At 72.9% G+C, this 15,877-nt stretch carries 10 protein-coding genes; 7 read left to right on the top strand and 3 right to left on the bottom strand.

Annotation, left to right across the window (positions count from 1 at the left end; translation table 11 throughout):
* Positions 1 to 4: 4 nt before the first annotated feature.
* The 3 genes from ACIQMX_RS17615 to ACIQMX_RS17625 all read right to left on the bottom strand — a co-directional run bounded on the left by ACIQMX_RS17615 (position 5) and on the right by ACIQMX_RS17625 (position 4,142).
* On the bottom strand, positions 5 to 2,278 hold the full coding sequence (locus tag ACIQMX_RS17615) for a glycosyl hydrolase family 95 catalytic domain-containing protein (RefSeq protein WP_402479425.1): 2,274 nt from the start codon (positions 2,276 to 2,278) through the stop codon (positions 5 to 7).
* Between the two features lie 300 nt (positions 2,279 to 2,578).
* On the bottom strand, positions 2,579 to 3,061 hold the full coding sequence (locus ACIQMX_RS17620) for a DUF456 domain-containing protein (RefSeq protein WP_363067139.1): 483 nt from the start codon (positions 3,059 to 3,061) through the stop codon (positions 2,579 to 2,581).
* Positions 3,062 to 3,152: 91 nt separating this feature from the next.
* On the bottom strand, positions 3,153 to 4,142 hold the full coding sequence (locus ACIQMX_RS17625; protein ID WP_402478922.1) for a helix-turn-helix domain-containing protein: 990 nt from the start codon (positions 4,140 to 4,142) through the stop codon (positions 3,153 to 3,155).
* A 210-nt stretch (positions 4,143 to 4,352) separates the two neighbouring features.
* Between ACIQMX_RS17625 and ACIQMX_RS17630 the strand changes: the two genes are divergently transcribed.
* The 7 genes from ACIQMX_RS17630 (at position 4,353) to ACIQMX_RS17660 (ending at position 15,850) form a co-directional block, all read left to right on the top strand.
* On the top strand, positions 4,353 to 8,120 hold the full coding sequence (locus tag ACIQMX_RS17630) for a S8 family serine peptidase (protein ID WP_402478925.1): 3,768 nt from the start codon (positions 4,353 to 4,355) through the stop codon (positions 8,118 to 8,120).
* Between the two features lie 141 nt (positions 8,121 to 8,261).
* Positions 8,262 to 9,893 (top strand): protein phosphatase 2C domain-containing protein, encoded by a 1,632-nt coding sequence (locus ACIQMX_RS17635; protein WP_402478928.1) that lies wholly within the window; start codon positions 8,262 to 8,264, stop codon positions 9,891 to 9,893.
* A gap of 113 nt (positions 9,894 to 10,006) precedes the next feature.
* Complete coding sequence (locus tag ACIQMX_RS17640; RefSeq protein WP_402478930.1) at positions 10,007 to 11,749, top strand: pyruvate dehydrogenase; 1,743 nt, start codon at positions 10,007 to 10,009, stop codon at positions 11,747 to 11,749.
* 85 nt (positions 11,750 to 11,834) lie between these two features.
* Positions 11,835 to 13,016: an NAD(P)/FAD-dependent oxidoreductase gene (locus ACIQMX_RS17645; RefSeq protein WP_402478933.1), complete on the top strand. Its 1,182-nt coding sequence runs from the start codon at positions 11,835 to 11,837 to the stop codon at positions 13,014 to 13,016.
* A 78-nt stretch (positions 13,017 to 13,094) separates the two neighbouring features.
* A complete protein-coding gene (locus ACIQMX_RS17650) occupies positions 13,095 to 13,433 on the top strand; it encodes a (2Fe-2S)-binding protein (RefSeq protein WP_402478936.1) in 339 nt (112 codons plus the stop codon).
* Positions 13,414 to 14,877: an NAD(P)/FAD-dependent oxidoreductase gene (locus ACIQMX_RS17655; protein ID WP_402478939.1), complete on the top strand. Its 1,464-nt coding sequence runs from the start codon at positions 13,414 to 13,416 to the stop codon at positions 14,875 to 14,877. Before ACIQMX_RS17650 ends, ACIQMX_RS17655 begins: the two co-directional genes overlap by 20 nt.
* Before the next feature lie 64 nt (positions 14,878 to 14,941).
* Positions 14,942 to 15,850: a dihydrodipicolinate synthase family protein gene (locus ACIQMX_RS17660; protein WP_363067147.1), complete on the top strand. Its 909-nt coding sequence runs from the start codon at positions 14,942 to 14,944 to the stop codon at positions 15,848 to 15,850.
* The last annotated feature ends 27 nt before the right edge of the window (positions 15,851 to 15,877 follow it).

Consider the following 15,877-nt stretch of genomic DNA (forward strand, 5'->3'; position numbering starts at 1 on the left):
GGGATCAGGCCGGCAGGCCCCAGCTCGGCGCGGGTCCGTTCGCCGCGACCGGGCGGACGGTCAGGTCCGGGCGGTCGCCTGCTGCGGTGATCAGCGCCGATTCGCCCTTGCGGAGCCGGATGCGTACCGCGCCGCCGTCCAGTTCCTCGTGGGCCAGGGGGCGTCCGTGCCGGTCCCGGACCTCGATGGCGCCCTCGATGCCGTGCCGGACCACGCAGGGCGCGCCCGCCTCGCTCGTGAGCCGTACCCAGCGCGTCCGGCCGTCCTCCCGCACGGCGCTGAGCAGGAAGGCGCCCTGGGTACGGAAGTCGTGGACGGTCAGGTCCCGCCAGGCGGCGGGCAGGGCGGGGAAGACCCTGATGGTGTCGCCCCAGGACTGGCAGACCATGTCGTGGAGCGACTGCGCGGCCGACAGCGGGGTCTCGATGACGGGGCCGGACTCCTTGTACATGGTGTTGGCCTGGATGAACCGGCTCATCAGCTGACCCAGGTACGTGAGCGCGTCCTCACCCTTGCCGAGCAGGGCCGACATGGACGCGGCACCGGTGAAGGTGTAGCCCTGCAGCGCGCCCTCGAAACCGACCCAGTGGGCGAGGGACTTCTCGATCAGGGCGCGTTCGGCGTCGTTCGCGCCGGTGACCTCGTACAGCGGATAGACGGCGAGCATGTGCGAGTAGTGACGGTGGGACTTGGCGAAGGGCACCCCAGCCCCGATCATGTAGCCGTTCTCGTCGACCGGGTACGGGGCGAGCCGGGCCAGCACCTCCTGCCAGCGGGCGGCCAGCGGATCGTGGATGTCCAGTTCGCGTGCCGAGTCGAGCAGGGTGCGGCAGCCCCAGCGCAGCAGCATGAGGTCGTAGTTGCAGTCGGGGGCGTTGACGCCGTATTCGGGGGAGAAGGTCGCCGGGAGGTGCAGCTTGCCGTCGGCGCCCGGGGCGAGGAAGTGCAGGTAGTAGTTGACGGCCTTGCGCAGCAGCGGGAAGAGGGTGTCGCGCAGGACGGACCGGTCCATCGTGTGGCGGTAGGAGAGCCAGACGTTGTGCAGGGCCCAGGTCAGGTTGCCGACCTCGGGGGTGGGCGGGTCCTGGCCGGGGATGCCGACGCCGTAGCCGCCGTCGGTGACCGCGGCACCGTTGACCAGCTGCGGGTCGGTGGTGCGGGGGATGCCGGCGGAGTCGGCCCGGTAGGGGGCGGCGACCTCGCGGGAGAGCTGCTCGCGGAATTCGCTCAGGGCCCGGGTGACGGCGTCGAGCTCCAGGTGGTTGGAGCCGTGGATCAGCCAGTACTCCAATTGGACGTTGAGGTTCCACCAGGTGTTGGGCCACGGTGTGGGCTCCAGCCAGGGGCCCGAGGTGGCCATCACGGGGGCGTCCTTGCGCGCGGCCGACGCCGTTTTGTACAGCTGGATCCAGTAGAAGCGCTGCAGCCGGGCATCGGGCAGCGACAGGAAGCTCCTGCGGTAGAAGCGGTCCCACCAGGCGCGGTGCGGGGCCGCGAGCAGCGGGTACGGGAGGACGGAGGCTGCCGTGACCGTACGCAGCGCGCGGGCACGGGCGGTGTTCGCGGGGTGGGAGTGGGAGACCGTCACGTAGAGGGTGCGGGCGGCGCCGCGTGACCGCTCGCGCCAGGCGGTGACGTGCTCTCCGCCCGCGAGCAGTGGCTGCACGGCCGCGGTCGCCGGGCCGTGCTCCTCCACGACGGCCGGGGGGTTGCCCGTGTAACCGTCCGGCAGCGGCTTGAAGGCGGCCCGGGGACTGATCGCCTCGGCCGGGTGGAAGACCCAGCGGAAGTCCTTCTCGCCGGGGCTCGGGGTCACCTCGACGGCCAGCACGTCACCGGTCGACTGAACGAGGGCGCGGAGTGCGAGGGTCCCGGCCGAGGTGGTGACGGTGCCCTGCAACTCGGCGGTGTGCAGCCGCATCCGCCAGTCGATGCCCGTGATGGTGCCGGCCGGCTCCAGCGTGAAGTGGCCGATCGGGAGCCGTGCCAGGCCGAAGAGCGAACCGAATTCGGGCCGGTGGTCCTGGACCTCGGAGTGCTGGACGTTGAAGCGGATCGCCGTGGTCTCGGCGCCGGGCTCCGCGTAGATACCGGAGCCGAGCCGTCCGTTGCCCAGGTACGGGCCCTCGTACCAGGTCTTCGGCATGCGCTGCCAGCGCAGGTCGGCATCGTCGAGGACGGTGTTCCAGCTGTCCGCGGGGGAGTGCACCACGACGGGGGCGGCAGCCGGGGCCGACGGGGCCGCGGCCTGGGCGGGAACGGCGGCGGCGCCCACCACGAGGGCTCCGCCGAGCGCGGTGCCGGTGGCGAGAACGCTCCTGCGGGAGGGAGCGGGCCGGGAAGGAGCGGGCCCGGAGAGGTCGGACGGGGAATCGGTGCGGGGGGAGGAGGCGTGGTCCGGTGCGGTGGGCAAGGAATCTCCTGACGATTCGTACGCAGATAGGCGCGTCAATTCATCCGAGCTTTGTCCTCACGGAACGTAGACTTGAGCCTTCTGGGCGTCAATAGGGCGCGAGAGATCCGATGTGTTTCTCTCCATGTGATCGGACTTCGCCTATGTGACGGACGCGGAGGCGCGTCAGCCCCAGATCAGCGCGCCCAGCCACGCCCCCGCCACCAACAGGCACGCGAACAGTTCGACGAGTACGGAGTAGCCGGTCGCCCGCATCACCGAGCGGACCGACGCCCAGCCCGCCCCGCGACTGCCCAGCCGCAGTCGCTCGGCTCCGTAGATCACGCCCACGTACCCGGCGATCGCCCCGACCACGGGGACCACGAAGAATCCGGTGATGGCCCCGATCCCGCCGAGCATCAGCGTCCGGCGCGGCGCTCCGGACTCGCGAGGCCGCCGCGGGGGCAGGAGCGGTTTGAGCGCCTGGTTCAGCAGCAGCAGCGCCGTGGCCCCGATCAGGACCCCCCAGGCGGCCGGCGTCATGTCGGTCAGCGCCCACCACAGGACGGCGGCCCAGACGATCGCCTGTCCGGGGACACCGGGCACCAGTACGCCGATCAGGCCGAGCAGCATGACCAGGCCGACGGCGACGAGCTGCCACACACTCATCTGACCAGCCTGCCGGAGACCGGCCGGTCCCGCCCGTCGTCGCGCCTGGCTCCGAGCCCGTAGGCGCAGCTCAGAGGCGTGCCGGGCCGCTCTACGGGCGGGGTTCGCGGGCGACCCAGCCCCGCTCGTACGCGTGCCAGCCCAGCTGGAGCCGCGTCGACACCCCGGTCAGCTCCATCAGGCCCTTGACCCGCCGCTGCACCGTCCGCAGCCCCAGATCGAGCTGCTTCGCCACGCTGGCATCGGTCAGGCCGGCCAGGAGCAGCGAAAGGATCTCCAGATCCGTCGGATCAGGCCCCAGCACGTCCTCCCCGAGCCGGCCGCTCTCGGCGAGGCGCAACGGCATCGCCTCGCGCCAGACCGCCTCGAAGAGCCCCGTCAGCGACTCCAGCAGCCCCGACGCGTGCACCACCAGGGCCGCCGGCTCCGCGCCCCGGGGGGTCAGCGGCACCATCGCCAGCGCCCCGTCCGCGACGACCAGCTTCGTCGGAACCCGGTCCACGACCCGGCACTGCTCGTTGCGGCTCAGTGCCGCCGACAGCTCCAGAATCCCCGACGGCAGTCCCAGCACCTCGCGCTCGACCACCACCCGGAACGACACCCCGCGGGTGGCGGCCTGCTCCTCGGACTCGTTGTCGAGCCCGCTGACCGCGATCGGATTCCCGGTGACCAGGGCGCACACCTCGCTCGACGCGCCCAGCTGCAGCTGATGGAAACGGTGAGCCACGGCGCTCGCCCCGGTGACCACCTCGACCAGATCGTGCACGGCGGGTTCGGCCGCGTCCGCCCGGTACTCCTCGGCCAGCAGGACCGCGGCCAGTTCCGCCTGCTCCAGCTCGTGGCGCTGCTGGGTCAGCAGCGCCCCCAGCGCGACCCCCGGCGGCGCCGCCACCCACCTGCCCGTACGGGCCGACGACTGCGCGGCCAGCCCGTGCTGCTCCAGCCGCCGCAGCGCCCGCTCGGTGTCCCGTTCGGACAGCGCCAGCCGGTGCGAGAGATCGGAGACCTCCGCGGCTCCGACCGCCACGAGCGCGCGATAGGCCGACTCCTGCGTCTCGTCGAGACCTATGGCTCCCAGCATCCCGGACCCCTCCCCGCCGCATTGCTTCCCTGTTGGTGCCTGCCGCCCGGCCGACCGGCCGTGGCGGAAAACAGCCACGGCGTAAACCCGCCGTGGCACATCATCGCTGTACCGCCCGTCACTCTGCCAATGTGGCGCCACCGCAGCACCAACAACCTCCGGAATACGGGCCTTTGCGCCCTCTTGTTCTGGTTTCACTTGGGGAGAGCGATGCGTCCGATATCGCGTACGGCACTGGGGGCGGCCACCGCCGCCGTCCTCGCCGTCACGGTGATCGCACCGTCCGTGGCGGCGCCACAGGGCGACGCGGCCACGGAGAGACCACTGACCGGCAGTGCGGCCGCCACCGCCAAGGCGGACGAACCGGTCACCGTCACCTTGGTCACCGGTGACAAGGTGCTGGTGAGCACCGACGGTTCGGGCAACGCCTCCGCCACCGCGCTGCCCCGCGAGGACGGCACCGTCCCCCTCGTACAGACCCGCCGCTCGGGCGAGAACCTGTACGTCTACCCGGACTCCGCCGTGAAGGCGCTCGCCGCCGGCACCGTCGACGAGGAGCTCTTCAACGTCACCGGGCTCATCCGGCAGGGATACGACGACGCGCACACGGACTCCGTACCGCTGATCGCGACCTATGCCGCGGACACCGCCCGCAGCGCGCCCGCCACCCCGCGCGGTGCCGAGCGCGGCCTGGCGCTCCCCGCCATCGACGGGGTGGCGCTCAAGGCCGACAAGAAGCAGACCGCCGGGTTCTGGTCGGACGTCACCGGTCCCCGCTCCCGCTCCACCGCCGGTCTGAAGAAGCTCTGGCTGGACCGCAAGGTCGAGGCCAGCCTCGACCGCTCCACGAAGCAGATCGGCGCCGACCTCGCCTGGGCCGCCGGCTACGACGGCAAGGGCACCAGGGTCGCCGTCCTGGACACCGGCGCCGACGCCGAACACCCGGATCTCAAGGGCCGGATCACCGAGTCGAAGAACTTCACCGACTCCGACACCACCGACGACCGCCAGGGCCACGGCACCCACACGCTCTCCACCGTGGGCGGCAGCGGCGCGGCCAGTGACGGGAAGAAGAAGGGCGTCGCACCCGGCGCCGATCTGCTCGTCGGCAAGGTGCTCAACGACAGCGGCTCCGGCGACTCGTCCTGGATCATCGCGGGCATGCAGTGGGCCGTCGACCAGAAGGCCGACGTCGTCTCCATGAGCCTGGGCAGCCAGACGCCCACCGACTGCACCGACCCGATGAGCCTGGCCGCCGAGGAACTCGGCAAGAGCAAGGACACCCTGTTCGTCATCGCGGCCGGCAACTCGGGACCGACGCTGAACACCGTCTCCTCGCCCGGTTGCGCGCCCAGCGTGCTCACGGTCGGGGCCGTCGACCGTGACGACTCCACCGCCCGGTTCTCCAGCCGCGGACCCGCGATCGTCTCGCACACCCTCAAGCCCGAGATCGCCGCCCCCGGCGTCGACATCTCCGCCGCCGCGGCAGGCGGCCGCGGCGTCTACGCCTACCGGTCGATGTCCGGTACGTCGATGGCCACGCCGCACGTCGCGGGCGCCGCCGCCATCGTCAAGGAACGCCACCCCGACTGGACGGCGCAGCAGATCAAGGCGGCCCTGGTGTCGTCCGCGAAGAGCGACATCCCCGGTGACGTGCGGGAGACCGGCGGTGGCCGGCTGGACGTCAAGGCCGCCATCGACACCACGCTCACCGGCGCACCCGCCGTCCAGGGCGGCACCTTCAACTGGCCGCAGGACAAGACGGACCGCACCACCGTGCAGATCCCGTACACCAACACGGGCGACAAGCCGGTGAAGCTCTCGCTCACGGTCCAGGGCGTCACGGGCAACGACGGCTCGGCCGTCCGGTCCTCCGTCGCCGCGCTCGGCGCGAAGAGCGTCACCGTGCCGGCCGGAGCGACCGTCGAGGTCCCGCTGAGGCTCGACCCGGCCGCGAAGCTCCAGGACAGCCAGTACGGCGACGTCACCGGCCGGGTGCTGGCCACCGCCACCGGCGGCGGCAAGGTCTCCACCCCGTTCTCGCTGTACGTCGGCGCCGAGACCGTCACCCTGCGCGTCAAGCTGATCGACGGCAACGGCAAGCCCGCCACCGGCTCGTCCTCGCTGGACGTCATCGGCACCGACACCGCAACCGGCGAGCGCCGCTTCAACGACGGCTCGGCCGACCAGGTGTACGAGGTCCGCCCCGGCGCCTACTTCGTCTCCGGCTTCATCGTCTCGGCCGACCCCGAGGACGCCACCGGGACGCTCGCCAAGTCGGTCGGCTACCTCGCCCGGCCCCAGCTGAACGTCACCAAGGACACCGTTCTGGTGCTGGACGCACGCAAGGCACACCGGATCAAGGTGAAGACCGAGGACCGCGCCACCGAGACCCGCGGCGCCACCCTGGCCTTCGGCCGCAGCTGGGACGATGTCTGGCTGCACTCCGGGTCCATCTCCGGCAGCGGCATCGTCAAGGACTACCTGGTCGACATCCAGGGCAAGGCCCGGGACGGCGATTTCGAGTTCGACAGCTTCTGGCGCGCGTACGCCCCGCAGATCGAGAAGCTCGCGGTCGTCGGGGGTGCCACCCTGCACCCCGTCCCCGCCTCCTACGGGTCCGTCAACCTCGACGGAACCGGCCGGGCAGAGCTCGTCGACGCCGGTACCGGCACCCCCGGCGAGCTGAAGGCCGCCGACGTCACGGGCAAGATCGCCCTGATCCGCGTCGAGGACGGCGCTCCCATGGCCATCCAGGCAAGTGACGCCAAGGCCGCCGGCGCGGTGGCGGTCATCGCGCACCGCCCGTCCGCCGGTCCGTGGAAGCCGTCCGTCGGATACGGTGCGGCGCCCCTGCCCTCGCTCGGCATCCAGGCGGACGAGGCGGCCGGTCTGACCGCCGCGCTGGCCGCAGGACCGGTGGAGCTGAGCTGGAAGGCCACCGCGTCCAGCCCGTTCGTCTACAACCTGGCCTTTCCCGAGACGGGCACCGTCACCTCGGGCCGCACGTACAAGGTCAAGGACAAGGCGCTCAGCACGGTCGAGTCCACCTACGAATCGATGGGCGTGAGGACCGACTTCGTCGACACGCTGCTCGTCGCGAGCCCCTACGGTGCCCAGTACGGCGTCGGGTCCTTCGACAGTGTGCCCGCACCCGGAAAGCGCACCGAGTACTACTCGGCCGGCGACAGCGCCTGGCGGCAGGGGGTCTCCTCCAGCTTCCCGTGGGGCGAGTTCATGATGGACAGGTTCCGTACGCACAAGGCCGGCTCGAAGCGCTCGGCCAACTGGTACCAGGGCGTGATCGTGCCGTCCGCACCCCGGGACGAGCAGGGTGAACAGATGCTCGCCGCCGAACGCCAGGACAACCTGATCGGCGTGGCCCCGGGCTTCTGGAGCGACAGCGAACACGGCGGCCTCCAGGGCTCCTTCGGGGACATGGGCAACATGCGTCTCACCAGCGGAGGCCAGGTGCTGGGTGAATCCGGCTGGCCGTCCGGGGTGTTCACCGTCCCGGCCGAGGACGCCGCGTACGAACTCAGCATGACGACCATGAAGTCGGGCCAGCCCGCCGCGGTGTGGAAGCGGTCCACCATGACGCAGACCACCTGGAAGTTCCGCTCGCACCGCGACGAGAACGCCTACTCGCAGGGCATCCCGCTGCTCTTCCCGGGCTACGACCTGCCGGCGGACGGCATGAAGACCCTGGCGGCGAAGAACGGTCAGCGGATCGGACTGAGCGTCACGGGTCACGCCGGCTACACGCCCGGCAAGGTCACCGCGGCCAAGGTCTCGTACTCGTACGACGGCGGCGAGACCTGGGCCGAGGCCGCCACCGCACAGCAGGGCGGCCGTTGGACCGCGACCGTGAACCACGCGGACGCGGCCGGCAAGCCGGTCACCCTGCGCACCGAACTGACGGACGCCAACGGCAACTCCGTCGTCCAGACCGTGACCGACGCCTACGCCGTGCGCTGACGTCGCGTCACCCGAGCCGGTCCGCCGGGCGTCCTTCCCGTGGGGGGTGGGGCCGCCCGGCGGACCTGCTTCGCGACGGGACTCAGCCACTTTTTCCGGCTGTCCCGTTTTCGCACGGCCCTCGCGGTGGACAATAAGGGCATGAGTCAGCAGGGGGAGTGGCCCGCCGCCCACGAGGACGACTGGTGGCGCAGGCTGTACGACGAATCGGCACCCGACACCGGAGCGAGCCAGGCGGCCGACAGTCTCGACGACCGCTTCGACTCGGCTTCGGGCGCGGTGGGATCCGACGGCGGTGAACCCTACGGGAGCGCCGCCACGGTGCCCGAACCGAGGGCGGCAGCCTCCGCGGTCACCCGGACGGCGGACCCGGCACCCGCTCCGCCGTCCGAGGCGACCGCACGCGCCCCGTGGGAGCCACCGGCCGGCCCACCACGTCCCCGCACCTTCGCGGGCCCACCACCACCACCGCCCGTCGCCGATCCGGTTCCCGCGCCGCCCCCGCCCCCGGTTCCCGCGCCGGAACCTCAGCGTCCTCCGGCCGATCCCCGCATCGCCCAGAGCCTTCCCGAGCCGGCGGGGCCGCAGGCCGCGCCACCGGCTCCCGCCGCGCCGCCCGTGCCTCCTGGGCCGCCGACGCCCGCCGAGGCGCCCGGCGCCGCGGCCCGGCCGCCCGTCGAGCCGGACGAGGCCGTGCCGCCGCTGCCCAGACGTCCGGTCGTCGAGCGCACCCATGACACCTCGCCGCCCGAACCGGCCCCGGAACCGGCCCCCGCCCCCGAGGCGCCGCGCCCGCCGGTCGTCCACGTGGGCGGGCGGCCGCCCACGTACGACGCCGAGCCCACCGCGCTGCCCGAGAGCGACCCGCGCGAACTGGACGGCGTCGTCGCCGACACCGTGCTCGACGGCGCCCGGTACGGCACGTACACCCTGAGGGCCGCATCCGTGCGGGGCGACTCCGCCCGGTTCCGGGGCGAGCCCCGGCGCGACGCGCTGCTGACCGCACGGTTCGGCACCGCGGAGGGCGCGCTCGTCCTGGTCGCCGTCGCGGGCGGAGCCAGGTCCTCCGAGAGCGGGCACCTGGCCGCGGCCGACGCCTGCCGCTGGATCGCCGAAGCCGTCGGACGCAGCCACGCGCGGCTGTCCGACGACATAAGGGCAGGCCGTCGCGGTGACCTCAAATCAGGGCTGCACCGGCTGACCGACCGCGGCTACGGCAAGCTGCGCGCACGCGCCGCCGAACTCGGCCGTGAACCGCACGAGTACACAGTGGGCCTGCGCTGCCTCCTGCTGTCCGCCGACCCCGACTGCCGCACCCGGGTCTTCTTCGGGGTGGGCGGTGGCGGGCTCTTCCGGCTGCGGGACGGCCATTGGCACGACCTGGAACCGATCGTGCCGCAGCCGGGCGCCCTCGCCGGCGAGGCCGTGGTGGGTTTCGGGTCGTCGGTGCCCGAGAGCGGCCCCGACGGCGACCGGCTGACCATGGACCTGGGGGTCACCACCGCCCCGCCCCCGTACATCGAGGACCCGGTCCCGCCGCCCGCCGAGCCGTTCCGCTTCCGCGCGTCGGTCGCACGGCCGGGCGACACCCTGCTGCTGTGCAGCCCCGGCCTGGCCGATCCGCTGCGCGGCGAACCGGACCTCGCCCGGGAACTCGCCGAGCGCTGGACACCGGCCGCCGCGCCCGGCCTCGGCGCGTTCCTGGCCGACACCCAATTGCGGGTGAAGGGGTACGCAGACGACCGGACGGCGGTCGGTGTCTGGGAGGCGTAACCGCCCGGGTCATGGGTTGATGGACTCCGGAGAACCCGTCCGGCGGGGGTTTCGCGCCCCGGGATCCGGACAGCCGATCGTGCACGGAGCACAGGCAGAGGGAGTGCGCACCCATGGCCAAGCAGAACGTGTCGGAGCAGTTCGTCGACATCCTCGCCCGGGCGGGCGTCAAGCGCCTGTACGGGGTGGTCGGCGACAGCCTCAACCCGGTCGTCGACGCGATCCGCCGCAACCCCGGCATCGACTGGATCCAGGTCCGGCACGAGGAGACGGCCGCGTTCGCCGCCGGTGCCGAGGCGCAGATCACCGGTGAGCTTGCGGCCTGCGCCGGGTCGTGCGGACCCGGCAACCTGCACCTCATCAACGGCCTCTACGACGCCCACCGCTCCATGGCGCCCGTCCTCGCGCTCGCCTCGCACATCCCGTCGGGCGAGATCGGCCTCGGCTACTTCCAGGAGACACATCCGGAGCTGCTCTTCCAGGAGTGCAGCCACTACAACGAGATGATCTCCAACCCGCAGCAGATGCCGCGGCTGCTGCAGACGGCCATCCAGCACGCGATCGGCCGGGGCGGCGTCGCCGTCGTCTCCATGCCGGGTGACGTGGCCTCCCAGCCCGCGCCGGAGAAGTCCGTCGAGCACGCGCTGGTCACCTCGCGGCCCTCCGTGCGCCCGGGAGACGCGGAGATCGAGAAGCTCTGCCGGATGGTCGACGAGGCCAAACGGGTGACGCTGTTCTGCGGCAGCGGCACGGCGGGCGCGCACGCCGAGGTGATGGAGTTCGCCGAGCGGGTGAAGGCGCCGGTGGGCCACGCGCTGCGCGGTAAGGAGTGGATCCAGTACGACAACCCGTACGACGTCGGCATGAGCGGGCTGCTCGGCTACGGCGCCGCGTACGAGGCCACGAACGAGTGCGATCTGCTGATCCTGCTCGGCACGGACTTCCCGTACAACGCCTTCCTCCCCACCGACGTGAAGATCGTCCAGGTCGATGTGCGCCCCGAGCACCTGGGCCGCCGCTCCAAGCTCGACCTCGCGGTGTGGGGCGATGTCCGCGAGACGCTGCGCTGTGTGACGCCGCGGGTGAAGGCCAAGAGCGACCGCAAGTTCCTCGACCGGATGCTCAAGAAGCACGCGGACGCGCTGGAGGGTGTGATCAGCGCGTACACCCGCAAGGTCGACAAGCACGTTCCGATCCATCCGGAGTACGTGGCCTCGGTCCTGGACGAACTCGCCGACGAAGATGCCGTGTTCACCGTCGACACCGGTATGTGCAACGTCTGGGCGGCCCGCTATCTGACGCCGAACGGCAAGCGGAGGGTGATCGGTTCGTTCAGTCACGGCTCGATGGCCAACGCGCTGCCGCAGGCCATCGGCGCCCAGTTCACCGACCGGAACCGGCAGGTCGTCTCGATGTCCGGGGACGGCGGATTCACCATGCTGATGGGGGACTTCCTGACCCTCGTCCAGTACGACCTGCCGGTGAAGGTCGTCCTGTTCAACAACTCCTCGCTGGGCATGGTCGAGCTGGAGATGCTGGTCGCCGGGCTGCCGTCGTTCGGCACGACCAACAAGAACCCGGACTTCGCGGCCGTCGCGCGCGCCTCGGGGGCGTACGGCGTCCGGGTCGAGAAGCCCAAGCAGCTGGAGGGAGCGCTCCGGGACGCCTTCAAGCACAAGGGGCCGGCGCTCGTCGACGTCGTGACCGACCCGAACGCGCTCTCCATCCCGCCGAAGATCAGCGCGGACATGGTGACCGGCTTCGCGCTCTCCGCCAGCAAGATCGTGCTGGACGGCGGTGTGGGCAGGATGGTGCAGATGGCGCGGTCCAACCTGCGCAACATGCCCCGGCCGTAGCGCCGCCCGCCGAGCTGACGGGGTGTCAAAGGAACGTCCTTGACGCCCTCTTGGCGACCGCAGAGCAATGTGACATATTACTGGCGTGTTCACGAGACAGCCTTTGGATGTGGTCGTCGTCGGCGCCGGAGTGGTCGGTGCCGCCTGCGCGTACTACGCCGCCCGGTCCGGACTCGCCGTCGCGGTGGTGGACAGCGGACCGGTCGCCGGCGGCACCACCGGGGCGGGGGAGGGCAACCTCCTGGTCTCCGACAAGGTGCCCGGCCCGGAGCTGGACCTCGCGCTCCTGTCCGCCTCGCTCTGGCGGGAACTGGCGCACGTGCTGCCCCCTGCCGTGGAGTTCGAGCAGAAGGGCGGCCTGGTCGTCGCGGCGGGTCCCGAATCGCTGGCCACCCTGACCGCGACCGCAGCCGGACAACTGGCGGCAGGGGTGCGGGCCACCGCGGTGGCGTCGGACGAACTGAGCGCACTCGAACCGCACGTGGCGCCCGGACTCGCCGGGGGCTTCCTCTACCCTCAGGACGCCCAGGTCCAGCCCGCCCTGGCGGCCGCCCACCTCGTCCGCGCGGCCCGCGACGCCGGAGCGAGCCTTCACCCGGGGCGGGCGGTCACCGCGGTGCTGACCGGACCGACGGGCGCGGTGCGTGGTGTACGGACCGCCGCGGGCGACCTGCTCGCCCCGGCGGTGGTCAACGCGACGGGCGTACGGGGCGGTGAACTGGCCGCCCTGGCGGGTGTGGAGCTGCCCGTGCTTCCCCGGCGCGGCTTCGTCCTCGTGACCGAGCCGCTGCCGCGCCTGATCCGGCACAAGGTCTATGCGGCGGAGTACGTGGCCGACGTGTCGAGCGCGTCGGCCGCACTGCAGACCTCACCCGTCGTGGAAGGCACCCAGGCGGGCCCCGTCCTCATCGGCGCCAGCCGTGAACGGGTGGGATTCGACCGGACGTTGTCCGTTCCGGTGGTCAGCCGGCTGGCTGCGGCGGCGGCCGCGCTCTTCCCGGTCCTGGCCGACGCCCGGGTACTGCGGACCTACCACGGATTCCGCCCCTACCTGCCCGACCACCTCCCGGCGATCGGGCCCGACCGCCGGGTGCCGGGCCTCTTCCACGCCTGCGGTCACGAGGGTGCGGGCATCGGACTCGCGCCCGCGACCGCCGTGCTGGTCACGGCCGCGATCCGGGGCGAGGAACCCGCCCTGGATCCGGCGCCGTTCCGCCCCGACCGGTTCGACGCGGTGCCCCGGACCGGTACCGGTAGCGGCGGCTGAGGCCGCCGTGAAGCCCTACGCCCCGAGAAGCCCGCTGACGGGCCGGACCGACCGGCCGCCGACTGAGCAGGAGCCCTGGTGAGACGTCCCCGCACACGCACGGCCGGACGGACCCCGGCCGCCCTGGCCCAAGCCGCTCCCGGCCCCGCATTCGAGATCGCCTTCGACGGACACCCCGTCCGGGCCCTGCCCGGTCAGAGCATCGCGGCCGCCCTCTGGGCCGCCTCCGTCCTCACCTGGCGCACCACCCGGGTGAACGGACGGCCACGGGGCGCCTTCTGCGGGATCGGCTCCTGCTTCGACTGCCTGGTCACCGTCAACGGGGAGCCCAGCCGGCGCGCCTGCCTGCTGCCCGCCCGCCCCGGCGACGTCGTCACCGCGCAGGAAGGGGACGGACATGCCGCTCCCGTCCGCTGAACAGCCCGGCGCCCGGCCCGAGCGCACCGAACTCGCGGTCGTGGGCGCCGGACCCGCCGGCCTCGCCGCGGCCGTCACCGCGGCCGACGGCGGACTCGACGTGGTCCTGCTCGACGCAGCGGACGCACCGGGCGGCCAGTACTACCGCGCCCCCGCGCCGGGCCTCGGCGCCACCCGTCCCGAGGCACTGCACCACGGCTGGGCGGAGTTCGCCGCCCTCACCGCACGGCTCGGCCGGCACCGCGCGGCGGGCCGGATCCGCCATCTCACCGGACACCACGTCTGGGCCGTCGAGCGGAGCGGAGCCGACTGGACGCTCCACGCGGTCACCGGGCCCGACGGAAAGGACGGGGCCACGGCACTCGACGCACGCCGCCTGCTGGTCGCGACCGGTTCCCACGAGCGCCAACTCCCCTTCCCCGGCTGGACCCTGCCCGGCGTCGTCGGAGCGGCCGGAGCGCAGGCCATGCTGAAGTCGGGCCTGGTGCTGCCGGGCCGCCGCATCGTCGTCGCCGGCAGCGGACCCCTCCTCCAGGCCGTCGCCGTCTCCCTCGCCCGGGCGGGTGCCCGCGTCCCCGCGCTGGTGGAGGCCGCCGGCTACGGGGCGTACGGACGGGCGCCGCTGGTACTGGCCGCGAACCCCGGCCGGCTCGCGGAAGGGGTCCGGCACGCAGCCGCGCTGGCCCGCCACCGGATCCGGCCGCTGACGCACCGGGCGGTCACGGCCGTGCACGGCACCGACCGGGTGGAGGGTGTCACGGTCAGCCGGCTGGACCGCGACTGGCGACCGCTGCCCGGGACCGGGCGCCGCATCGACTGCGACGTCCTGGCCGTCGGGCACGGGCTGGTACCCCAAATCGACCTCGCGGTGGGGATCGGCTGCGCCACCCGGTGCGGCGCGGACGGCTCGGCAGCGCTGGAGCTCGACGACGAACTGCGTACCACCGTGCCCGGAGTCTGGGCCGCGGGCGAGACCGGCGGCATCGGCGGCGTCCACCTGGCCCTGGCCGAGGGCGAACTGGCCGCCCGCTCCGTGATCGCGGACGCCCGCGGCGGCCCGGGCACGCCCCGCACCGCGGCGCTGCTCCGGTCCCGGCGCCGGATGCGCGCGTTCGCGGCGCTCATGGGCGCGGTACACCGCCCCGGGCCGGGCTGGACCGACTGGACGGCGGCCGACACCGAGGTCTGCCGGTGCGAGGAGGTCACCGCCGGTGCCATCCGTACCGCCGTCCGGGAACTCGGAGCCGGGGACAGCCGCACGGTCAAGCTCCTCACCCGGGCCGGGATGGGCTGGTGCCAGGGCCGGACGTGCGGATTCGCCGTGCGGGAACTCGCCGGCCCCGCCGCCGGCGCCGGGGCCCCGGACCGCCGGCCGCTCGCCTGCCCCGTCCCCCTGTCCGTACTCGCCCGCGCCACCCGCCCCGAGGACGGCGGGGACGCGTGACGCGCGTCCCCGCCGTCACCCACTTCCTCCCATCCGCCTCCGCCCCATCTCACAAGGAGCCCTCATGACCACGGACACCCCCGCACGCACCCGCCCCTGGCGGGGCGTCATGGTCGCCACGCCGCTCACCCTGCGCGAGGACCGTTCCATCGACTTCGACGCGTACGCCGCCCATGTGTCCGACCTCGTCGCCGCAGGCTGCGACGGCGTGGTGCCCAACGGCTCACTGGGGGAGTACCAGACGCTCACGGACCAGGAGCGCGACCAGGTCGTGCGCGTCGCCGTCGAGGCGGCCGGGGACGGGGCCAGGGTGATGCCGGGCGTCTCCGCGTACGACAGCACCCAGTCGCGTCGCCGTGCCGAGCAGGCGGCCGAGGCGGGCGCCGGTTCCGTCCTGCTGCTGCCGCCCAACGGGTACGCGTGCGACGACGCGGCGGTCCGCGCGCACTACGCGGAGGTCGCCTCGGCGGGTCTGCCGGTCGTCGCGTACAACAACCCGTACGACACCAAGGTGGACCTGACACCGCGGCTGCTCGCCCAGCTCCACGCGGAGGGTTCCGTCGTCGCGGTCAAGGAGTTCAGCGGGGACGTCCGCAGGGCCTACGAGATCGCCGAGGAGGCGCCGGGGCTCGACCTCCTGGTGGGCGCCGACGACGTCCTGCTGGAGCTCGCGCTCGCCGGGGCCGTCGGCTGGATCGCGGGCTGCCCCAACATGCTGCCCGCCGGCTGCGTCGCGCTGTACCGGGCCGCCGTGTCCGGGGACCTGGAGACGGCGCTTCCGCTGTACCGGCGACTGCACCCGCTGCTGCGCTGGGACTCCAAGCCGGAGTTCGTCCAGGCCATCAAGGCGTCGATGGACATCGTGGGACGGCACGGCGGCCCCACCCGGCCGCCGCGCACGCCGCTCGACGCCGCCTCCCTGGCCGCCGTGCGCGCGGCCACCGAGAAGGCCCGTGCCGAGGGCCTCGACTGACCTGGCCCGATCTCCCACCCACCGTCA

Origin of the sequence: Streptomyces sp. NPDC091416 (assembly GCF_044756845.1) — a bacterium.
Taxonomy (GTDB): domain Bacteria; phylum Actinomycetota; class Actinomycetes; order Streptomycetales; family Streptomycetaceae; genus Streptomyces.

Excerpts from the sequence above, each read along its gene's own strand:
- ACIQMX_RS17625 (WP_402478922.1), bottom strand. The coding sequence starts at position 4,142 with ATGCTGGGAGCCATAGGTCTCGACGAGACGCAGGAGTCGGCCTATCGC.
- ACIQMX_RS17640 (WP_402478930.1), top strand. The coding sequence starts at position 10,007 with ATGGCCAAGCAGAACGTGTCGGAGCAGTTCGTCGACATCCTCGCCCGG.
- ACIQMX_RS17630 (WP_402478925.1), top strand. The coding sequence starts at position 4,353 with ATGCGTCCGATATCGCGTACGGCACTGGGGGCGGCCACCGCCGCCGTC.
- ACIQMX_RS17635 (WP_402478928.1), top strand. The coding sequence starts at position 8,262 with ATGAGTCAGCAGGGGGAGTGGCCCGCCGCCCACGAGGACGACTGGTGG.
- ACIQMX_RS17620 (WP_363067139.1), bottom strand. The coding sequence starts at position 3,061 with ATGAGTGTGTGGCAGCTCGTCGCCGTCGGCCTGGTCATGCTGCTCGGC.
- ACIQMX_RS17655 (WP_402478939.1), top strand. The coding sequence starts at position 13,414 with ATGCCGCTCCCGTCCGCTGAACAGCCCGGCGCCCGGCCCGAGCGCACC.
- ACIQMX_RS17660 (WP_363067147.1), top strand. The coding sequence starts at position 14,942 with ATGACCACGGACACCCCCGCACGCACCCGCCCCTGGCGGGGCGTCATG.